The following is a 17,429-nucleotide window of genomic DNA, read 5'->3' on the forward strand; positions in this document are numbered from 1 at the left end:
GTTCAGCGCGCGGCCGCGAGGCGCGACGCGACCATGATCGCCTTCATCTCGCGCACGGCGTTTTCCCAGCCGGCGAAAATCGCATGCGCGACGATCGCATGGCCGATGTTCAGCTCGACGATGCCTTCGAGCGCCGCGATCGGCTGCACGTTCGTGTAGTGCAGGCCGTGTCCTGCGTTCACCTTGAGCCCGAGCGAATTGCCGAAGTCGACGCCGCGCGCGACGCGCTCGAACTCGCGCTGCTGCTCGGCTTCTTCGTGCGCTTCGGCGTAGCGGCCCGTGTGCAGTTCGATGACCGGCGCGCCCGCTTCGTGCGCGGCGCGGATCTGCGTTTCGTTGGCGTCGATGAAGAGCGAGACGCGCGCGCCCGCATCCGCGAGTTGACGGCAGGCGGCCTTCACGGCTTCGAACTGGCCCGCGACGTCGAGACCGCCTTCGGTCGTCAGTTCCTGGCGCTTTTCCGGCACGAGGCAGACGTCGTGGGGCTTGATCGCGCACGCGATGTCGAGCATTTCCTTCGTCACCGCGCATTCGAGGTTCATGCGCGTCTTGAGGAGCGGGCGCAGCGTCTTCACGTCCGCGTCGACGATATGGCGGCGGTCTTCGCGCAGATGCAGCGTGATGGCGTCGGCGCCGGCTTCCTCGGCCTGCAGCGCGGCGCGGATCGGATCGGGATAGTTCGTGCCGCGCGCGTTGCGCAGCGTGGCGACGTGGTCGATGTTCACACCGAGATCGATCACGTTCGACGATGACGACAGAAAGAAGCTCATAGATTTTGCAGGTCGATCAGGATCTGACGGGTGGCGAGCGGCGTACCGCCCAGATAGACGTTGAGCAAAAAGCGCATCAGCGTCTTGCTTTGCGCCGCCGTTTGCGGGCGGCTGTAGTCGTCCTCTTCCATGTCGAGGAGCGTCTGGCCGGCGATCACCGGCCATTGCGGCGGCACTTCGTCCGACGCCTCGCGCACGCCGCGCTCGGGATCGAAGACGTATTTGCGGTCGGCCGCGACCGGCTGACGCGTGATCGTGCGATCGAGCGCCATCGCATAGCCGGTTTCGCGCAACAACACGCGCTCGAACGAACGCAGCACCTGCACGGGCGGTTCGTCGTGCGCGAGGCGCGAAAGCGTCAGCACATAGTGGTTGAAGAGCGCGGGATGCGCGTCTTCGCGCGCGCAGAACTTGACCAGCAGTTCGTTGACATAGAAACCGCACAGCAGCGCATCGCCCGCGAGCGGCAGCATGCCGCCGACCCATTCGGCCGTCGTCAACGTGCGGACTTCGCCTCGGCCGGTCCACGAAAGCCCGAGCGGCTGGAACGTCTGCAGCACGCCGCGCAGCGCGGAGTGCGGGCGCTTCGCGCCCTTCGCCACAAGCGCGACACGGCCGTGATCGCGCGAAAACACGTCGATGACGAGGCTCGTCTCGCGATACGGATAGCTGTGCAGCACGAAGCCGGGCTGCTCGGCGATGCGGAAATCGGAACGCGGCGCGGCGCGCGGCCGTTTGGGCGCGGACGGCGCGGCGGCGGACGAAGACGGCGAACGTCGTTTTTTAGACGCCGCAGGCTTGGGCTCGGCGTCGAACGTGTCTTCTTCGAGCCGGTCGGAAGAGTCGGGGTTGCGGGTCACCCACGCCTCATTCGTACCCATAGGCGCGCAATCCTGCCTCGTTGTCCGCCCAGCCGCTCTTCACCTTGATGAAGGTTTCGAGATACACCGGGCCGTCGAAGAGCTTTTCCATGTCGAGCCGCGCCTCGGTGCTGATCTGCTTCAGCTTCGCGCCCTTCTGGCCGATGATCATCGCCTTGTGGGTGTCGCGTTCGACCATGATCGTCGCGAAGATACGGCGCAGGCGGCCTTCGGTCTCGAACTTGTCGATGAGCACCGTGCTCGTGTACGGCAATTCGTCGCCGGTCCAGCGGAACACCTTCTCGCGCAGGATTTCGGCGGCGAGAAAACGTTCGCTGCGATCGGTCAGATCGTCCTCGCCGTAGATCGGCTCGCCTTCGGGCAAGTACGGCTTCACGACGTCCATGAGGCGCTTGATGTCGTCCGGATTCTTCGCCGACATCGGCACGATCTCGCGGAAGTCGAATAGCGCGCCCATCTTCTGCATGAACGGGAACAGCGTGTTCTTGTCGCTCACGTGGTCGAGCTTGTTCGCGATCAGGAGCGTAGGCGTGCCCTTCGGAATCAGATCGAGCACCTTCTGGTCGTCCGGGCCGAAACGGCCGGCTTCGATCACGAAGAGGATCGCATCGACGGACGTGAGCGTCGACGTCACCGCGCGGTTCAGCGAGCGGTTCAGCGCGCCGCTGTGGCGCGTCTGGAAACCGGGCGTATCGACGAAGATGTACTGCGCGTCGTCGAGCGTGTTGATGCCGGTGATGCGGTGACGCGTCGTCTGCGCCTTGCGCGACGTGATGCTGACCTTCTGGCCGACGAGCGCATTCATCAGCGTCGATTTGCCGACATTCGGCCTGCCGACGATCGCGACCATGCCGCAGCGAAAACCAGTGGGAGTGGAAGCGTTCATATGTGTGTGCGGCAAATTCGTGAGGCGCATGCGTGCGCCGGGGCTCGGGGCGGCGTCAATGGCCGGTGTCGGCGGCGCGCGCGACCTGATGCGTCTCGTGGTTGTCTTGCGTTTCGTGATTCGATTGCGCTTCGGCGGATTCGGCCGCCTGCTGATTTGCGGACGCAGGAGCGGCCTGCGGCTCGGCAGGCTTGTCTGCGGCTTTCTCGCTGACCTTTTCCGATCGATGGATCACGGCGCGCTCGGGCCGCTCCGCCGTGGCGTAAGCGTTCGCCGACGGCTCGACGTGCGCCGCGCGAATCACGGCGAGCGGCGCGGATTCGGCTGCGCGCAACCGCTCGCGTTCCTTCCTGTCGGGCGAACGCAGATCGAGCGCCGTCTGCACGCCGGTCACGCCCGGCACGACTTCCTCCGCCAGCTTCGCTGCCCGCGCGCCCTTGCGCTTCGGCTTGACGGCGAGCGCGGGTGCGGCGGCCATCACTCCGTCGAGCGCCATCTTCGCCGCCGCCTGCTCGGCCGCACGGCGGCTCGCGCCCGAACCCGACACCTTCACGTCGAGCTTCGGCACGGTGCATTCCACTTCGAATTGCTGGTTGTGCGCGGCGCCGTGCGTCGCGACCACGGTGTAAGTCGGCAATGCGATCTTGTGGCCTTGCAGATATTCTTGGAGAAGCGTCTTGGCATCCTTGCCGATGGTGCGCGGATCGATGTGATCGAGAATCGGCGCGTAGAGACGCTTGATGACCGTATGCGCCGCGTCGAATCCGCCGTCGAGGAAGACCGCACCGAAGATCGCTTCGAGCGTATCCGCCAGAATCGACGGACGACGGAAGCCGCCGCTGCGCAGTTCGCCTTCGCCCAGGCGCAGCGCCTCGGAGACGTTCAGCGCCTGCGCAATTTCATACAGCGACTGCTGTTTGACGAGATTGGCGCGAACGCGGGAAAGATCGCCTTCGTCGAGTTTTCCGAATCGTTGGAACAAAAGCGCCGCTACCACGCAATTTAGAACGGAATCGCCAAGAAATTCGAGCCGTTCGTTGTGCGTGGCACTGTGACTGCGGTGGGTCATCGCCTGGCGCAGCAATTCCGCATTGCGAAATTCGTATTGCAGCCGGCTTTCCAACGGAGATGAGGGCATGGACAGAGTATAACGCGGCGCCGGGAGCGGGGATTCCGGCCGGAAAACGGGGGAAAGCGCGTGAAGATGCGACCTTAGCCGCGCTTCTTCACGCCGTTTCGAAGCAACGCGCGTCGAGTGGAACACGCGGCCGGGCGCGCTGCGTGTTCACTCGATCGAATGCATATCACTGAAACGAACCGATGCGCTTCAGGTTGCTGAAGTTCATCCAGATGAAGAACGCGCGGCCGACGATGTTCTTGTCCGGCACAAAGCCCCAGTAGCGGCTGTCCGCGCTGTTGTCGCGATTGTCGCCCATCATGAAGTAGTGGCCCGACGGCACTTTGCACGTCACGCCCTGCGCGTTATAGACGCAGTTGTCGCGAAACGGGAAATCGTCGGCGCCGATCACGAACGGCGGCACCTGCGGATTGTTCAGAATGGCGTTCCTGCGCCCACCGAGGTCTTCGACGAACTGCTTCGCATAGCCGATGCGTTCGTCGTCGAAGTAGTCCTGCTGCGCGGTTTCGGGAACCGGCTTGCCGTTGATGGTCAGCTTCTTGTCTTCGTATGCCACGGTGTCGCCCGGCAGGCCGATCACGCGCTTGATGTAGTCGACCGATTCGTCTTTCGGATAGCGGAACACGACCACGTCGCCGCGCGTGAGCGGCTTGCCATCGGTCAGCTTCGTGTTGCTGATCGGCAGGCGCAGACCGTATTCGTACTTGTTCACGAGGATGAAGTCACCGACGAGCAGCGTCGGCACCATCGAACCCGACGGAATCTTGAATGGCTCGACCACGAACGAACGCACGACGAACACCACCAGGATCACCGGAAAAAAGCTCGCCGTGTATTCGAGCCACCACGGCTGACGCAGCTTGTCGTCGCGCAGGCGGACGCGCGTCTCGGCCGCGTTTTCATCGGCGAAACGCTCGCCGATGCGTTCCTGCTGCCGGTCGAATTCGGAGACTGCGGCATCGGCGGCGCGGCGCCGCTGCGGCAGGAAAACGAGCTTGTCCAGCACCCACGCAATACCCGTCAAGATAACGAGAATCAAAAGAATCAACGCAAAATTCATCAATCGTATCCGGTTGTTATCGCCGTTTTTTCGTTATGGACTGCGCGCGGCGCAATGGCGCGGCGCTCAGTCGTCGACGCGCAGGATGGCGAGGAACGCCTCCTGCGGAATCTCGACGGAGCCGACCTGCTTCATCCGCTTCTTGCCCGCCTTCTGTTTCTCGAGCAGTTTCTTCTTGCGCGAGATGTCGCCGCCGTAGCACTTCGCTAGCACGTTCTTGCGCAGCGCCTTGATGTTCTCGCGCGCGATGATGTTCGCGCCGATGGTCGCCTGAATCGCGACGTCGTACATTTGACGCGGAATGAGTTCGCGCATCTTCGACGCCACTTCGCGCCCGCGATGCTGGCTCTGCGAACGGTGCACGATGACCGACAGCGCGTCGACCTTGTCGCCGTTTATCAGCATGTCGACCTTCACGACGTCCGCCGCGCGGTATTCCTTGAACTCGTAGTCCATCGACGCATAACCGCGCGAGGTCGACTTCAGGCGGTCGAAGAAGTCGAGCACGATTTCCGCCATCGGGATTTCATACGTGAGCTGCACCTGGCGACCGTGGTATTGCATGTTGATCTGCTGACCGCGCTTGGTCGTGCACAGCGTGATGACCGAGCCGACATACTCCTGCGGCATGTACAGGTTGACGGTCACGATCGGCTCGCGCACTTCCTCGATCTTCGGCGGGTCCGGCATCTTCGCGGGATTTTCCACCTGGATCACGCTGCCGTCGCGCTGCACGACCTCGTAGACGACCGTCGGCGCGGTCGTGATGAGATCCATGTCGAATTCGCGTTCCAGCCGCTCCTGCACGATCTCCATGTGCAGCAAGCCGAGAAAGCCGCAGCGAAAGCCAAAGCCGAGCGCTTGCGACACTTCCGGCTCGTATTGCAGCGACGCGTCGTTCAGCTTCAGCTTTTCGAGCGATTCGCGCAGCGCGTCGTACTGGTTCGCTTCGACCGGATAAAGGCCCGCGAACACCTGCGGCTTCACTTCCTTGAAGCCCGGCAGCGGTTCGGGCGCGGGCCTGGCCGCGAGCGTGACCGTGTCGCCGACCTTCGCCGCCGTCAGTTCCTTGATGCCCGCGATGATGAAACCGACCTGCCCCGCCGACAGCGACGCCAGACTGGTCGATTTCGGCGCGAACACGCCGAGGCTTTCGACCGGAAACTGCGCGCCGGTCGCCATCAGCTTGATCTTGTCCTTCGGACGCAGCGTGCCGTTCACGATGCGCACGAGCATCACGACGCCGACGTAGTTGTCGAACCACGAGTCGATGATGAGCGCCTGCAGCGGCGCTTCCGGGTCGCCCTTCGGCGGCGGCACCTTGGCGATCAGCGCTTCGAGCACGTCCTGCACGCCGAGACCCGTCTTCGCGCTGCAATGCACGGCGTCGGTCGCGTCGATGCCGATCACGTCCTCGATTTCCTCGATCGCGTTCTCGGGGTTCGCCGCCGGCAGGTCGATCTTGTTCAGCACCGGCACGACTTCCACGCCGAGTTCGATCGCCGTGTAGCAGTTGGCGACGGTCTGCGCCTCGACGCCCTGGCTCGCATCAACGACGAGCAGCGCGCCTTCGCACGCCGACAGCGAGCGGCTGACTTCGTAGGAGAAGTCGACGTGGCCCGGGGTATCGATGAGATTCAGGTTGTAGACCTGGCCGTCGCGCGCCTTGTAGCTGAGCGCAGCGGTCTGCGCCTTGATCGTGATGCCGCGCTCGCGTTCGAGATCCATCGAGTCGAGAACCTGCGCTTCCATTTCACGGTCGGACAGGCCGCCGCACAACTGGATGATGCGGTCGGCGAGCGTCGATTTGCCGTGGTCGATGTGCGCAATGATCGAAAAGTTGCGAATATGATTCATTCAGTGCCGATCAAGCGAAAAAGGCGCGCCCTGACTAAACGCGGGACACGCCTTGAGAATGGGGGGAAACCTCAGCATTTTAGCCGAAACGGGGGTCGGCCGGCGCTTTTTGCGGCGCCCGCCTCGGTTGCCCGGCCGCGCCGGCCGATTTCAGGAGGCCGCGAGGCGCGCTTTCAGCGCCGCGCGCACGCGGGGCGCATCCAGCCGGTAGTGGCAAAGCTCGACGCCATCGAGCACCAAAACCGGCACGCGCTCGTCGTAACGCGCCGCCAGGACCGGATCGACGTCCATGTCGATGTCGATCCATTCGATCGCGGCGCCGAATTGCGCCGCGACCGGTTCGAGTTCGGCGCGCATCTCGTCGCACAGATGGCACCACGCGCGCCCGTAGAGCGTGAACGATGCCACCTGCCTTCCTTACTTCTGCGGCTGCGCGCGCGGGCGCAACGGCACGAACTGCGTGTTGTCGCCGCGCCGCACGAGCACCGCGACCATCTTGCCCGGATCGGCGTTTTGCGCGACCGCCTCGAACTGCTTCGCGCTCGTGATGTCGGTGTCGCCAATGCGCAGAATGATGTCGCCCTTCTGGAAGCCCGCGCGCGCCGCCGGCCCTTCGACCGCATCGACCAGCACGCCGTTCGTCAGCTTCAGTACCTTCTTCTGCTCGGCGGAAATGTCGCTGACGGCCATGCCGAGCGAATTGCTCGCGCGTTCCTTCGGCGCGGGCGGCTTCTTCTGCTCGGTCTTGGCGACCTTGTCCGGCTGCATCTCCGCGATCGTGATCGGCAGATCGCGCGTCTGGCCCTTGCGCCACACGGTGACGGTGGCTTTCGAACCCGGCTTGCTGTCGCCGACCATGCGCGGTAGATCGGTCGCGGTCTCCACGTTGTGGCCGTTGAACTTCAGGATGATGTCGCCCGGCTGGATGCCCGCCTTGTCGGCCGGGCCGTTCGGCTCGACGCTGGAGACCAGCGCGCCCTGCGCCTTCGGCAGCCCGAGCGATTCGGCGACATCCTTCGTCACTTCGCCGATCGCGACCGCGATCCGGCCGCGCACGACCTTGCCGACCGTCTTCAGCTGATCGGCGACGCGCATCGCCTCGTCGATCGGAATCGCGAACGAGATGCCCATGAAGCCGCCCGTGCGGCTGTAGATCTGCGAGTTGATGCCAATGACTTCGCCCGCCATGTTGATGAGCGGGCCGCCCGAATTGCCCGGGTTCACGGCGACATCGGTCTGGATGAACGGCAGGTAGTCGCCCGTATCGCGCCCTTTCGCGCTGACGATGCCGGCTGTCACCGTGTTGTCGAGCCCGAACGGCGAGCCGATCGCGAGCACCCATTCGCCGACGCGCACCTTGTTCGAATCGCCGATGGTGATCGCCGGCAGGTTCGACGCGCTGATCTTCACGACCGCGACGTCCGTGCGCTCGTCCACGCCGACAAGGCGCGCCTTGAACTCGCGCTTGTCGGTGAGCGTGACGTAGATGGTGTCGGCGTCGTCGACGACGTGGGCGTTCGTCATCACGTAGCCGTCGGTCGAGAGAATGAAGCCGGAGCCGACGCCGCTGCTCTGCTCGGCGTTGTCCTGGCTGTCGTCGGGGAGCGCGCCGCGGCCGCCGCCGCCCTTGCCGCCGTCGCTTCCGCCACCCTGGCCGCCCCCTCCTCCTCCGCCGCCACCGCCACCGCCGCCACGCGGTGCGCCCGGCTGGCCCGGCATCGGAATCCCGAAGAAGCGCCGGAAGAACTCGGACATGTCGCCTTCGTCGAGGCCGGGCGGAAGTCCGCGCAGATCGCTGCTCGTGCCGACGCGCGATGTCGTGCGGATATTCACGACCGACGGTCCCACGCGGTCGACGAGGGTCGCGAAATCGGGCAAGGTCACTGTCGGCGTCGGCGCGGCGACCGCGTTCGAAACGAACGGCAGGCAGACCGCGAACGCCGCGGCCGCGAGAAACCTGCGCAGCGAGGAGTTGCTCATATCGGAGGCCGAGGGATTACTTGGAAGGCTTGTATTCTATGGCAGAAGCAAATTGCTGCAACGTGGCTTGCGGCACTTCCCCGAGCAAAGTGATCCAGAAATCGCCGCGGCGCTTGACCAGAACGTGCGTCGCGCCGGTATTGCCCGCGCCTTCCTTGCGTGAATTCTTTTCCACGGGCTCGACGAAGATCGAGATGGCAGCGAGGCCGTCGGAGAACACAGCCTGATCGACCGGGATCGGCGGCTGGCCCTCTTCGCGCGACGCCATCGGACGGCGCAGTTCGCGAATCTTCCTGAAACCGGCAATGTTCGGCGCTAGCTGCCAGCCTTGCGCTTCCATGTCGACCGGCTGAACCGGCGGACGCACGAGCGTCCAGCCCGACGTATTGCGGATGCCGTTCGCGATCGCGGTCTTGTCGACCGGTCCGCCGATGCGCACTTGCGAAAACGAAAGCTGCTCGAGCACCTGACCGTCAGGATCGAGCGTCTGCGCGCGCAGCAGCAGGCCCGTCTTGGCGTCGGCCCAGAGCTTGTAGGCGAAACGATAGGAATCTTTCGGATCGAGTTCGATGACCTGGCTGTCGATGCCCGCGACGCGGTCCGCGCCGAGCATTTTTGGCTCGTACACCGACAGCACCTGATCGCCGCTCGTGGCGAGCAGCGCGGGGAACGAATCCTTGTTCTGCCGCTTCTCGACGACGCACAAATGCCGCTCGGGGACGAACGTGTACATGTCGTCGTCGTGGCGAAGCATGCGGCGCGGCTTGCCATCCAGGCTTTCGAGCGACTCGTATTCGCCGTCGCCGCGCGCGGCCACATGCGTGATGCGCGACGACTGCACTGTCGCGCCGCGCTGATAGACGAACGTGCCCTCGTAATTCTGCTGCTGCGCCGCTTCGTGGATGCGGTTGAGCAGTTCCGCGGCGGCGCGGCGCGTGGCGACCGGGTCGTCGCCCTGCGCAAAAGCACCCGATGCTGCGGTCAACAACGCGGCTGCACAGAACATCAATGCCGGCAACCGCCCCCAATATCCCCGATAGGTCCTCTTGTTCAACCGCAATCTTTGCATCGATTATTGGCCTTGCGTGGTGGCGGCTGCGCGAATCAGAGGCATCGAGCCGGGCACGACGGGCTGCTGCGAGAATTGTTGATGCGCTTCGAGATACTGATCGAGACTGGCGTCGCGGATGATGTTCGCCTCGACGACCGCCGGACGCGCCGTGGCCGCCGGAATCGACGCCATCGCCACGCGCTGCATGGAGTCCGGCGCGACGCTCGCGACCTGCGCGCCGCCGTGGCTGTCGACGCCCTGCAACTGCGGCACGACGATCCACGTCAGCGTGGCCGCTGCGGCGGCCACCGCGAACGCCGGCACGACGCGACGGCGCAGCATGCGTGCGCGCGACTTCGCGGAACTCAGCGCAGACAGCGCGGCGGGCGCGAGCACATGCACTTCCGCCTCGAAGCGTTGCGAGAACGACGCCATGAATGCGCTGCTGGCGGCAGGCCGGACCGCCAGATCGTCGGAACGCAGCGCGTCGCCGATCAGGTGGTACGCGGACCACGCGGCGCGGTCCTCGTTCTTCAAATCCGCCAGAAACTGACTGATGTTCCCAAGCTCGTCGAGCGATTCCCCGTCAACGAACGCCGACATACGCTCGCCACGCGAGCCCGCTTGCGATTGCATCGAGACCGACCCCATGATGCTCCCCATCCTTTGACTACACCCCGTAGTGACACCAACTAACCCAGATATTGCGTCCTTGTCCCGAGCAAATTCGCCGCTTACCAGCGCTTGCCTTCGGGAGTGTCCAACAACGGACGCAATTTTGCCGCAATGGCTTCGCGAGCACGGAAAATTCTCGATCTGACGGTGCCGATCGGGCATCCCATCATTTCGGCGATTTCCTCGTAGCTCAGTCCTTCGATTTCCCGAAGGGTGATGGCGGTGCGCAACTCTTCCGGTAAAACCGCCATCGCAGCATTGACCGTCTGTGCGATCTGCTTGCTCATCAACATCGACTCCGGCGTGTTGATATCCCTTAGTTGGTCCGCGTCGGAGAAAGTTTCCGCTTCTTCTGCGTCTGCCTCGGTAGAAGTTGGAGCGCGACGGCCCTGGGTGGCAAGGTAGTTCTTTGCGGTGTTCACCGCAATCCGGTAAAGCCACGTATAAAACGCCGATTCGCCGCGAAATTGCGGCAACGCCCGGTAAGCCTTGATAAAGGCGTCCTGGGCGACGTCCTCGACCTCGGCGGGATCCCGCACGAGGCGCGAGATCAGTCGAATGATCTTGCGGTGGTATTTGGCGACCAGTAGCTCGAACGCTGCCTTGTCGCCTTTCTGCACGCGTTCGACCAGAACCTGGTCGATTTCTTTTTCGCTCACCTGGGAAATCCGTTAACTTTTGGGGTGCTTCGCGGACGGCTATTGTAGCGTTCCCGCCGATGCGCCACGGTGGGTGCTCATGAGCCGTTACAGTCGTTACAGAACGGCGTGGGCACCGCGGCGCGAGCGCACGGAAAGCTCGCGGAAGACGTCGCGCGCGACGGCATCGGCGGCGATCAGGACGCACGACTCGCATCCGTCGGCCGACAGCAGCGTCAGCGCGAGCAGGCGGTCGCTCCATTGCGCGCAGCCGATGATCTGCGCATATTGTGCCGTTCCGGCCCGATTCCAAGTGGTGAGGCCGCCGGACGCGAACCGGAACGCGACCGGCTGGCGCCACGCCCAGGCGCGCGCGGCCAGACTCAGAATGGAGAGAGAAACGAGCGCGGCCACGACGCCATCGAAATTACCCGACCGCGCCGCGACGCATTGAAATACCGACGCCACCGCGACGCCGACAAACCCGGCCGTCGCGCCGCGCAGCATGCGTGAAGCGTGCAGAACGTGACGGCCCGACGCGTGGCCGCCGTGATGAGGTTCGAAAGCGCCCGGCACCGACTTTCCCCGACGATGCCGAGCGCAGTCGCTCAGTGACGCTTGAAGACGAGTGAACCGTTCGTTCCGCCGAAGCCGAACGAATTCTTCACCGCCACGTCGATCTTCATCTCCCGCGCGGTGTTCGCGCAGTAGTCCAGGTCGCATTGCGGGTCCTGGTTGAAGATGTTGATGGTCGGCGGCGACACCTGATGGTGGATCGCGAGCACGGTGAACACCGACTCCAGGCCGCCCGCGCCGCCGAGCAGGTGCCCGGTCATCGACTTGGTGGAATTCACCACGACCTTCTTCGCGTGATCGCCGAGCGCGCGCTTGATGCCGGTGGTTTCGGCGATATCGCCGAGCGGCGTGGACGTGCCGTGCGCGTTCACGTAGTTCACTTCGTCCGGATTGATCTTCGCGTTCTTCATCGCGTTGACCATTGCGCGGCGACCGCCGTCGCCGTCTTCGGGCGGTGCGGTCATGTGGTACGCGTCGCCGCTCATGCCGTAACCCGACACTTCCGCGTAGATTTTCGCGCCGCGCGCCTTCGCGTGCTCGTACTCTTCGAGCACCATCACGCCCGCGCCTTCGCCGAGCACGAAGCCATCGCGATCCTTGTCCCACGGACGGCTCGCCGTCGCCGGATCGTCGTTGCGCTGCGACAGCGCGCGCGCCGCCGCAAAGCCGCCGATGCCGAGCGGCGAAACCGTCGCTTCCGCGCCGCCCGCGATCATCACGTCGGCATCGCCGTATTCGATCAGGCGCGACGCCTCGCCGATGCAGTGCAACCCGGTCGTGCAGGCGGTGACGATCGCGAGATTCGGGCCTTTCAGGCCGAAGCGGATCGACAGATGGCCGGAGATCATGTTGATGATCGACGCCGGCACGAAGAACGGCGAGATGCGGCGCGGGCCGCGGTTGAGCAGTTCGGTCTGCGTGATTTCGATCATCGGCAGGCCGCCGATGCCCGAGCCTACGATCACGCCCACGCGCTCTGAGTTCTCCTCGTTGATTTCGAGGCCGCTGTCCTGCATGGCCTGTACACCGGCGGCGATGCCGTAATGGATGAAGGTATCCATATGGCGCGCTTCCTTGCCGGGCATGTAGTCCTCGACATTGAAGCCTTTCACCTCGCCCGCGAAGCGCGTGGAGAAGTTCGACGCGTCGAACTTCGTGATCTCGGCGATGCCGGACTTGCCCGCCACCAGATTGGCCCAGCCGTCGGCAACGGTATTGCCGACAGGCGAAATCAGCCCAAGGCCTGTAACAACAACACGACGACGGCTCACGGTAACCCCTTATCCATAGATGACAATAAAGCAAAAGCCACAGCGGCCACAGGAACTTGCCCTGTTAGCCCTGTGGCTGTTATATCGGTCTCGGTCGCGACAGAGCGTCAAGCCCGCGTGCGATGAGGTGCTGGCGCGCCTGGCCCTTAGGCCTTGACGTTCGCGCGAGCGTAGTCGATCGCCTGCTGGACGGTCGTGATCTTCTCGGCTTCTTCATCGGGAATTTCCATGCCGAATTCGTCTTCCAGAGCCATCACCAGTTCGACGGTGTCGAGCGAGTCAGCGCCCAGATCGTTGACGAACGACGCTTCGTTCTTGATTTCAGCTTCGGCGACGCCCAGTTGTTCCGCGACGATCTTTTTCACGCGCTGTTCGATATTGTCCATGCAGCCCTCCGAGGGAAAATAAGTTCAAAAATGCGAGTGCGCGCATTTTATCAGGTTTGTACCTGCAAAAAGCGGCGCTTCGGTTTCATGCTTTCGACGCGTGACCCTTGCTCGGGGCCGGTCACGCGCGATCCATCGACTTCGTTCATTACAGCGCATTTTGCGGGCGCGCGCGATGCTCGCTCAAGCATTTCGCGTTCCGCCCGCGGCGCGGATATTAAACGAACGCCTATTACATGTACATGCCGCCATTCACGTGCAGCGTCGTTCCGGTAATGTAGCCCGCGAACGGCGAGGCCAGGAAAGCCACAGCATGCGCGATATCGTCCGGGCTGCCCAGTCGGCCGAGTGGTATCTGGGCGGTGAGCGCGGTGCGCTGCTCTTCGGGCAGGACCTTGGTCATGTCGGTGTCGATGAAGCCCGGCGCGATGCAGTTCACCGTGATGCCGCGGCTGCCGATCTCGCGCGCGAGCGCGCGCGTCATGCCCGCGACGCCGGCCTTCGCGGCCGCGTAGTTCGCCTGTCCCGGATTGCCCGACGATCCCACCACCGACGTGATGTTGATGATCCGGCCGCCGCGCGCCTTCATCATCGGACGCAGCACGGCGCGCGAGAGGCGGAACACGGCGCGCAGGTTGGTATCGATGACGGCGTCGAATTCGTCGTCCTTCATGCGCATCGCGAGTTGGTCCTTCGTGATGCCCGCGTTGTTCACCAGCACGCCGAGGCCGCCGAATTCCTTCACGGTGGCGTCGATGAACGCGTCGGCCGCGGCTGCGTCGTTCACGTTCAGCACCGCGCCGCGGCCCTTCAGACCGGCCTGTTCGAACGCTTCCGTGATGCCGGCCGCGCCGCTTTCGCTCGTCGCCGTGCCGATGACGGTCGCGCCCTGGCGCGCGAGTTCCAGCGCGATCGCGCGCCCGATGCCGCGCGATGCGCCCGTGACGATGGCTACCTGCTTGTCCAAGTTCATGTCGTTGTCCTTGCTCTTCGTTTTTATCCGGCGTGCTTTAGCCGGCGATCAGCTTGCGCGCTTCCTCCAGCGACGCCGGATCGAACACCGACGCGCCGACGAGCGTGCCGTCGATGCGCTTCGTCAGCCCCGCGAGCACCTTGCCCGGGCCGCATTCGATCACGTGCGTCACGCCGTCGCGCGCCATCGCCTGCACGCATTCGACCCAGCGCACGGGGCCGGCCGCCTGGCGCACGAGCGCGTCCTTGATCGCGGCGGGATCGTCGGTGATCGCGACGTCGATGTTATTGATCAGCGGAATCCGCGGCGCCTTCACGTCGACTTGGGCGAGATAGTCGCGCAGTTGATCCGACGCGGGCTTGAGCAGCGACGAATGGAACGGCGCCGACACCGGCAGCGGCAGCGCGCGCTTTGCGCCCTTCGCCTTCGCGATTTCGCACGCCTTCTCGACGCCCGCCTTCGCACCCGCGATCACGACCTGCGACGGCGCGTTGAAATTCACCGCCTCGACCACGCCCGCTTCCGACGCTTCCGCGCAGACGGCGCGCACGGTGTCGTCGTCGAGACCGAGGATCGCGGCCATGCCGCCGACGCCGACCGGCACCGCGTTTTGCATCGCCTGAGCGCGAAAACGCACGAGCGGCACGGCGTCCGCGAACGCGAGCGCGCCGGCCGCGACGAGCGCCGTGTATTCGCCGAGGCTATGCCCCGCGACGATCGCGGGCTTTACGCCGGCTTCCTGTTCCCACACGCGGTAGATCGCGTAGGCGGCCGTCAGCATGACGGGCTGCGTGTTGGTCGTGAGATTGAGTTCTTCCGCCGGACCTTCGGCGATCAGCTTCGCGATGTCCTGGTTGAGCGCGTCGGACGCCTGCTGCAACGTCTCGCGCACCACGGCGTGATCGGCGAATGCGTTCAGCATGCCGACCGATTGCGAACCCTGTCCGGGAAAAACGAACGCAAATTTCATATCGTCCTCGATGAATTGGGATGGCCGACGCGCTCGGCGCGGGCGATCGGGGCGCGGTGCCGCGCGCCCCTCGACGGTCAGTAGCGAAAGACCGACGCGCCCCAGGTGAAGCCGCCGCCGACGCCTTCGATCAGCACGTTCTGGCCGCGCTTGATGCGGCCGTCGCGCACGGCGACGTCGAGCGCGAGCGGAATCGACGCCGCCGACGTGTTGCCATGCTCGCCAACGGTCACGACCATGCGCTCCTGCGGCAGCCGCAGCTTGCGGCAGGTGCTCTGCATGATGCGGATGTTGGCCTGATGGGGAATCAGCCAGTCGACGTCTTCGGGCGAAAGCTGCGCTTTGTCGAGCGCTTCGACCGCGACCTTTTCCAGCACGTTGACGGCGAGCTTGAACACGGCCTGGCCGTCCATGTGCAGGAACGCGCTGCCCGCGACCACGCCGCCGTTCACATTGCCCGGCGTGCAGAGGATGTCGGAATAGCTGCCGTCCGCGTGCAGCGCGCTCGCGAGCACGCCCGGTTCGTCGGATGCCTGAAGGATGATCGCGCCCGCGCCGTCGCCGAACAGCACGCAGGTCGTGCGGTCGTTGAAGTCGAGAATGCGCGAGAAGGTTTCCGCGCCGACGATCAGCGCCGTGCGATGCGCGCCGCTGCGGATCAGGCTGTCGGCGACCGCCACCGCGTAAGCGAAACCCGAGCAGACGGCCTGGACGTCGAACGCCGCGCCGTTATTCTTGATGCCGAGCTTGTTTTGCAGCAGACACGCCGTGCTCGGGAACACGAAGTCCGGCGTGGAGGTCGCGACGATGATCAGGTCGATCGACTGCGGATCGACGCCGGCCGCTTCGATCGCCTTATTCGACGCGTGAAACGCGAGATCGCTCGTGGTTTCGTCGGGCGCGGCGAAATGGCGCGCGTGAATGCCGGTGCGCGCCACGATCCATTCGTCGCTCGTCTCGACGCCCTGCTTCGCGAGACGGTCTGCCAGATCCTGATTCGTGACGCGGTCGGCCGGCAGATAGCTGCCCGTGCCGAGCACGCGTGAGTAGAGATTGGATTGAGCCATTATGCCTTCGAGGGTAGCGCGGCACCGGGTTCGTCCGGCGCGCTCGGGGGTGGCGGATTAGACCGACCGGCCGCGACGCCGTTCTCGAATGCTCCGGCCGCATTGGGTTCGGCGGCCGTGCCGTTTGCGAGACCGGCGCCCTGGACCGCCTGCTGCATGGGCGCGGCGTTTTCTTCCATCGCGCGCACGAGGCGTTCGAGCACGCCATTTTTGACGGCATCATACCCGCGTTTGATGGCCCACTCAAACCCGTAGGCCTCGGCCGATCCGTGGCTCTTGATGACGAGCCCGCGCAGGCCGAGCAAGGCGGCGCCGTTGTACTGGGCGGGGTCGACGCGTCGCTTGAAACGCTTGAGCACCGGCATCGCGACGACCGCCATCAGCTTCGTGGCGAGCGAGCGGCCGAACTCTTCCTTGATCATGTCGGTGAGCATTTTCGCGAGACCTTCGGAGGTCTTCAGCGCGACATTGCCGACAAAACCATCGCAGACGACGACATCCGTCGTGCCTTTATAGATGTCGTTGCCTTCCACGTTGCCGTAGAAGTTGAGCGTGCTCGCGCGCAGCAGCTCGCCCGCGCGCTTGATGGTTTCGTTGCCCTTGATGACTTCTTCGCCGATGTTGAGCAAGCCGATGGTCGGCCGCTCGCGCCCTTCGATCGCGGAGACGAGCGCGTGGCCCATCTCGGCGAACTGCAAGAGATGCTGCGGCTCGCAGTCGACGTTCGCGCCGAGATCGAGCACGGTGGTATAGCCGCGCTGGCTCGGCATCGCGAAGGCGATCGCCGGCCGCTCGATGCCGGCGAGCGTCTTGAGAACATAGCGGGAAACGGCCATCAGCGCGCCGGTGTTGCCGGCGGAGATGCAGGTCTGAGCCTCGCCTTCCTTGACGAGATTCAGCGCGACGCGCATCGACGAATCTTTTTTCTTGCGCAGCGCGACTTCGACGGGATCGTCCATCGCGACGACTTCCGTCGCGGAAACGACGGTCAGGCGCGCCTCGTCGGCGGCCTTGCACTTCTTGAGTTGCGCGCGGATCGCGGGCTCGATGCCCACGAGCAGCAGATGTGCGTCCGGATGCGAACGCACGAAATTGACGGCAGCGGGAACCGTCACGGCCGGGCCGTGGTCGCCTCCCATGCAGTCGATGGTGATCTTTACAGTCATGGAGTGCGACGAATTTCAGGCACAAAAAAGCGGCAGTGAAATGCCGCCTTCTTGTCGTACCGAGGAAATGTCAAGCGCGAGCGA

18 protein-coding genes are annotated in these 17,429 nt (G+C 64.4%); all 18 read right to left on the reverse strand.

The window, feature by feature from the left end; translation table 11 throughout:
- Positions 1 to 2 precede the first annotated feature (2 nt).
- The 18 genes from pdxJ to plsX all read right to left on the reverse strand — a co-directional run bounded on the left by pdxJ (position 3) and on the right by plsX (position 17,345).
- Positions 3 to 770 (reverse strand): pyridoxine 5'-phosphate synthase, encoded by a 768-nt coding sequence (gene pdxJ / locus QCE48_RS10260; RefSeq protein ID WP_309787939.1) that lies wholly within the window; start codon positions 768 to 770, stop codon positions 3 to 5.
- Entirely contained in the window at positions 767 to 1,651 is an 885-nt protein-coding gene (gene recO, locus QCE48_RS10265) for a DNA repair protein RecO (protein ID WP_309787938.1), read from the reverse strand. Before recO ends, pdxJ begins: the two co-directional genes overlap by 4 nt.
- Positions 1,638 to 2,537 carry a GTPase Era gene (gene era, locus QCE48_RS10270; RefSeq protein WP_309787937.1) on the reverse strand — a complete coding sequence of 300 codons (900 nt, stop codon included), beginning with the start codon at positions 2,535 to 2,537 and terminating at the stop codon, positions 1,638 to 1,640. Before era ends, recO begins: the two co-directional genes overlap by 14 nt.
- A gap of 55 nt (positions 2,538 to 2,592) precedes the next feature.
- Entirely contained in the window at positions 2,593 to 3,675 is a 1,083-nt protein-coding gene (gene rnc, locus QCE48_RS10275) for a ribonuclease III (protein ID WP_309787936.1), read from the reverse strand.
- Between the two features lie 166 nt (positions 3,676 to 3,841).
- Positions 3,842 to 4,735: a signal peptidase I gene (gene lepB / locus QCE48_RS10280; protein WP_309787935.1), complete on the reverse strand. Its 894-nt coding sequence runs from the start codon at positions 4,733 to 4,735 to the stop codon at positions 3,842 to 3,844.
- Between the two features lie 66 nt (positions 4,736 to 4,801).
- A complete protein-coding gene (lepA, locus tag QCE48_RS10285; RefSeq protein ID WP_309787934.1) occupies positions 4,802 to 6,592 on the reverse strand; it encodes a translation elongation factor 4 in 1,791 nt (596 codons plus the stop codon).
- 150 nt (positions 6,593 to 6,742) lie between these two features.
- The gene (locus tag QCE48_RS10290) at positions 6,743 to 7,000 is read right to left on the reverse strand and encodes a glutaredoxin family protein (RefSeq protein WP_309787933.1); all 258 of its coding nucleotides are present in this window, start codon (positions 6,998 to 7,000) and stop codon (positions 6,743 to 6,745) included.
- A 9-nt stretch (positions 7,001 to 7,009) separates the two neighbouring features.
- The gene (locus tag QCE48_RS10295) at positions 7,010 to 8,572 is read right to left on the reverse strand and encodes a DegQ family serine endoprotease (protein WP_309787932.1); all 1,563 of its coding nucleotides are present in this window, start codon (positions 8,570 to 8,572) and stop codon (positions 7,010 to 7,012) included.
- Between the two features lie 16 nt (positions 8,573 to 8,588).
- A complete protein-coding gene (locus QCE48_RS10300) occupies positions 8,589 to 9,641 on the reverse strand; it encodes a MucB/RseB C-terminal domain-containing protein (RefSeq protein ID WP_309787931.1) in 1,053 nt (350 codons plus the stop codon).
- A 3-nt stretch (positions 9,642 to 9,644) separates the two neighbouring features.
- The gene (locus tag QCE48_RS10305; protein WP_309787930.1) at positions 9,645 to 10,274 is read right to left on the reverse strand and encodes a sigma-E factor negative regulatory protein; all 630 of its coding nucleotides are present in this window, start codon (positions 10,272 to 10,274) and stop codon (positions 9,645 to 9,647) included.
- An 83-nt stretch (positions 10,275 to 10,357) separates the two neighbouring features.
- Positions 10,358 to 10,957, reverse strand: a complete 600-nt coding sequence (gene rpoE / locus QCE48_RS10310; protein ID WP_035925408.1) for an RNA polymerase sigma factor RpoE — start codon at positions 10,955 to 10,957, stop codon at positions 10,358 to 10,360.
- A 96-nt stretch (positions 10,958 to 11,053) separates the two neighbouring features.
- A complete protein-coding gene (locus QCE48_RS10315) occupies positions 11,054 to 11,443 on the reverse strand; it encodes a hypothetical protein (protein WP_309787929.1) in 390 nt (129 codons plus the stop codon).
- Positions 11,444 to 11,544: 101 nt separating this feature from the next.
- A complete protein-coding gene (gene fabF, locus QCE48_RS10320; RefSeq protein ID WP_309787928.1) occupies positions 11,545 to 12,783 on the reverse strand; it encodes a beta-ketoacyl-ACP synthase II in 1,239 nt (412 codons plus the stop codon).
- A gap of 146 nt (positions 12,784 to 12,929) precedes the next feature.
- Positions 12,930 to 13,169, reverse strand: a complete 240-nt coding sequence (gene acpP, locus QCE48_RS10325) for an acyl carrier protein (RefSeq protein ID WP_004197638.1) — start codon at positions 13,167 to 13,169, stop codon at positions 12,930 to 12,932.
- A gap of 232 nt (positions 13,170 to 13,401) precedes the next feature.
- Positions 13,402 to 14,142, reverse strand: coding sequence for a 3-oxoacyl-ACP reductase FabG (fabG, locus tag QCE48_RS10330; RefSeq protein ID WP_309787927.1), 741 nt, complete (start codon positions 14,140 to 14,142; stop codon positions 13,402 to 13,404).
- A 37-nt stretch (positions 14,143 to 14,179) separates the two neighbouring features.
- Entirely contained in the window at positions 14,180 to 15,112 is a 933-nt protein-coding gene (gene fabD / locus QCE48_RS10335; protein WP_309787926.1) for an ACP S-malonyltransferase, read from the reverse strand.
- Between the two features lie 77 nt (positions 15,113 to 15,189).
- On the reverse strand, positions 15,190 to 16,179 hold the full coding sequence (locus QCE48_RS10340) for a beta-ketoacyl-ACP synthase III (RefSeq protein WP_309787925.1): 990 nt from the start codon (positions 16,177 to 16,179) through the stop codon (positions 15,190 to 15,192).
- Positions 16,179 to 17,345, reverse strand: a complete 1,167-nt coding sequence (plsX, locus tag QCE48_RS10345; protein ID WP_309787924.1) for a phosphate acyltransferase PlsX — start codon at positions 17,343 to 17,345, stop codon at positions 16,179 to 16,181. Before plsX ends, QCE48_RS10340 begins: the two co-directional genes overlap by 1 nt.
- Between the last annotated feature and the right edge of the window lie 84 nt (positions 17,346 to 17,429).

The sequence above is a fragment of the Caballeronia sp. LZ024 genome, assembly GCF_031451455.1.
Taxonomy (GTDB): domain Bacteria; phylum Pseudomonadota; class Gammaproteobacteria; order Burkholderiales; family Burkholderiaceae; genus Caballeronia; species Caballeronia telluris.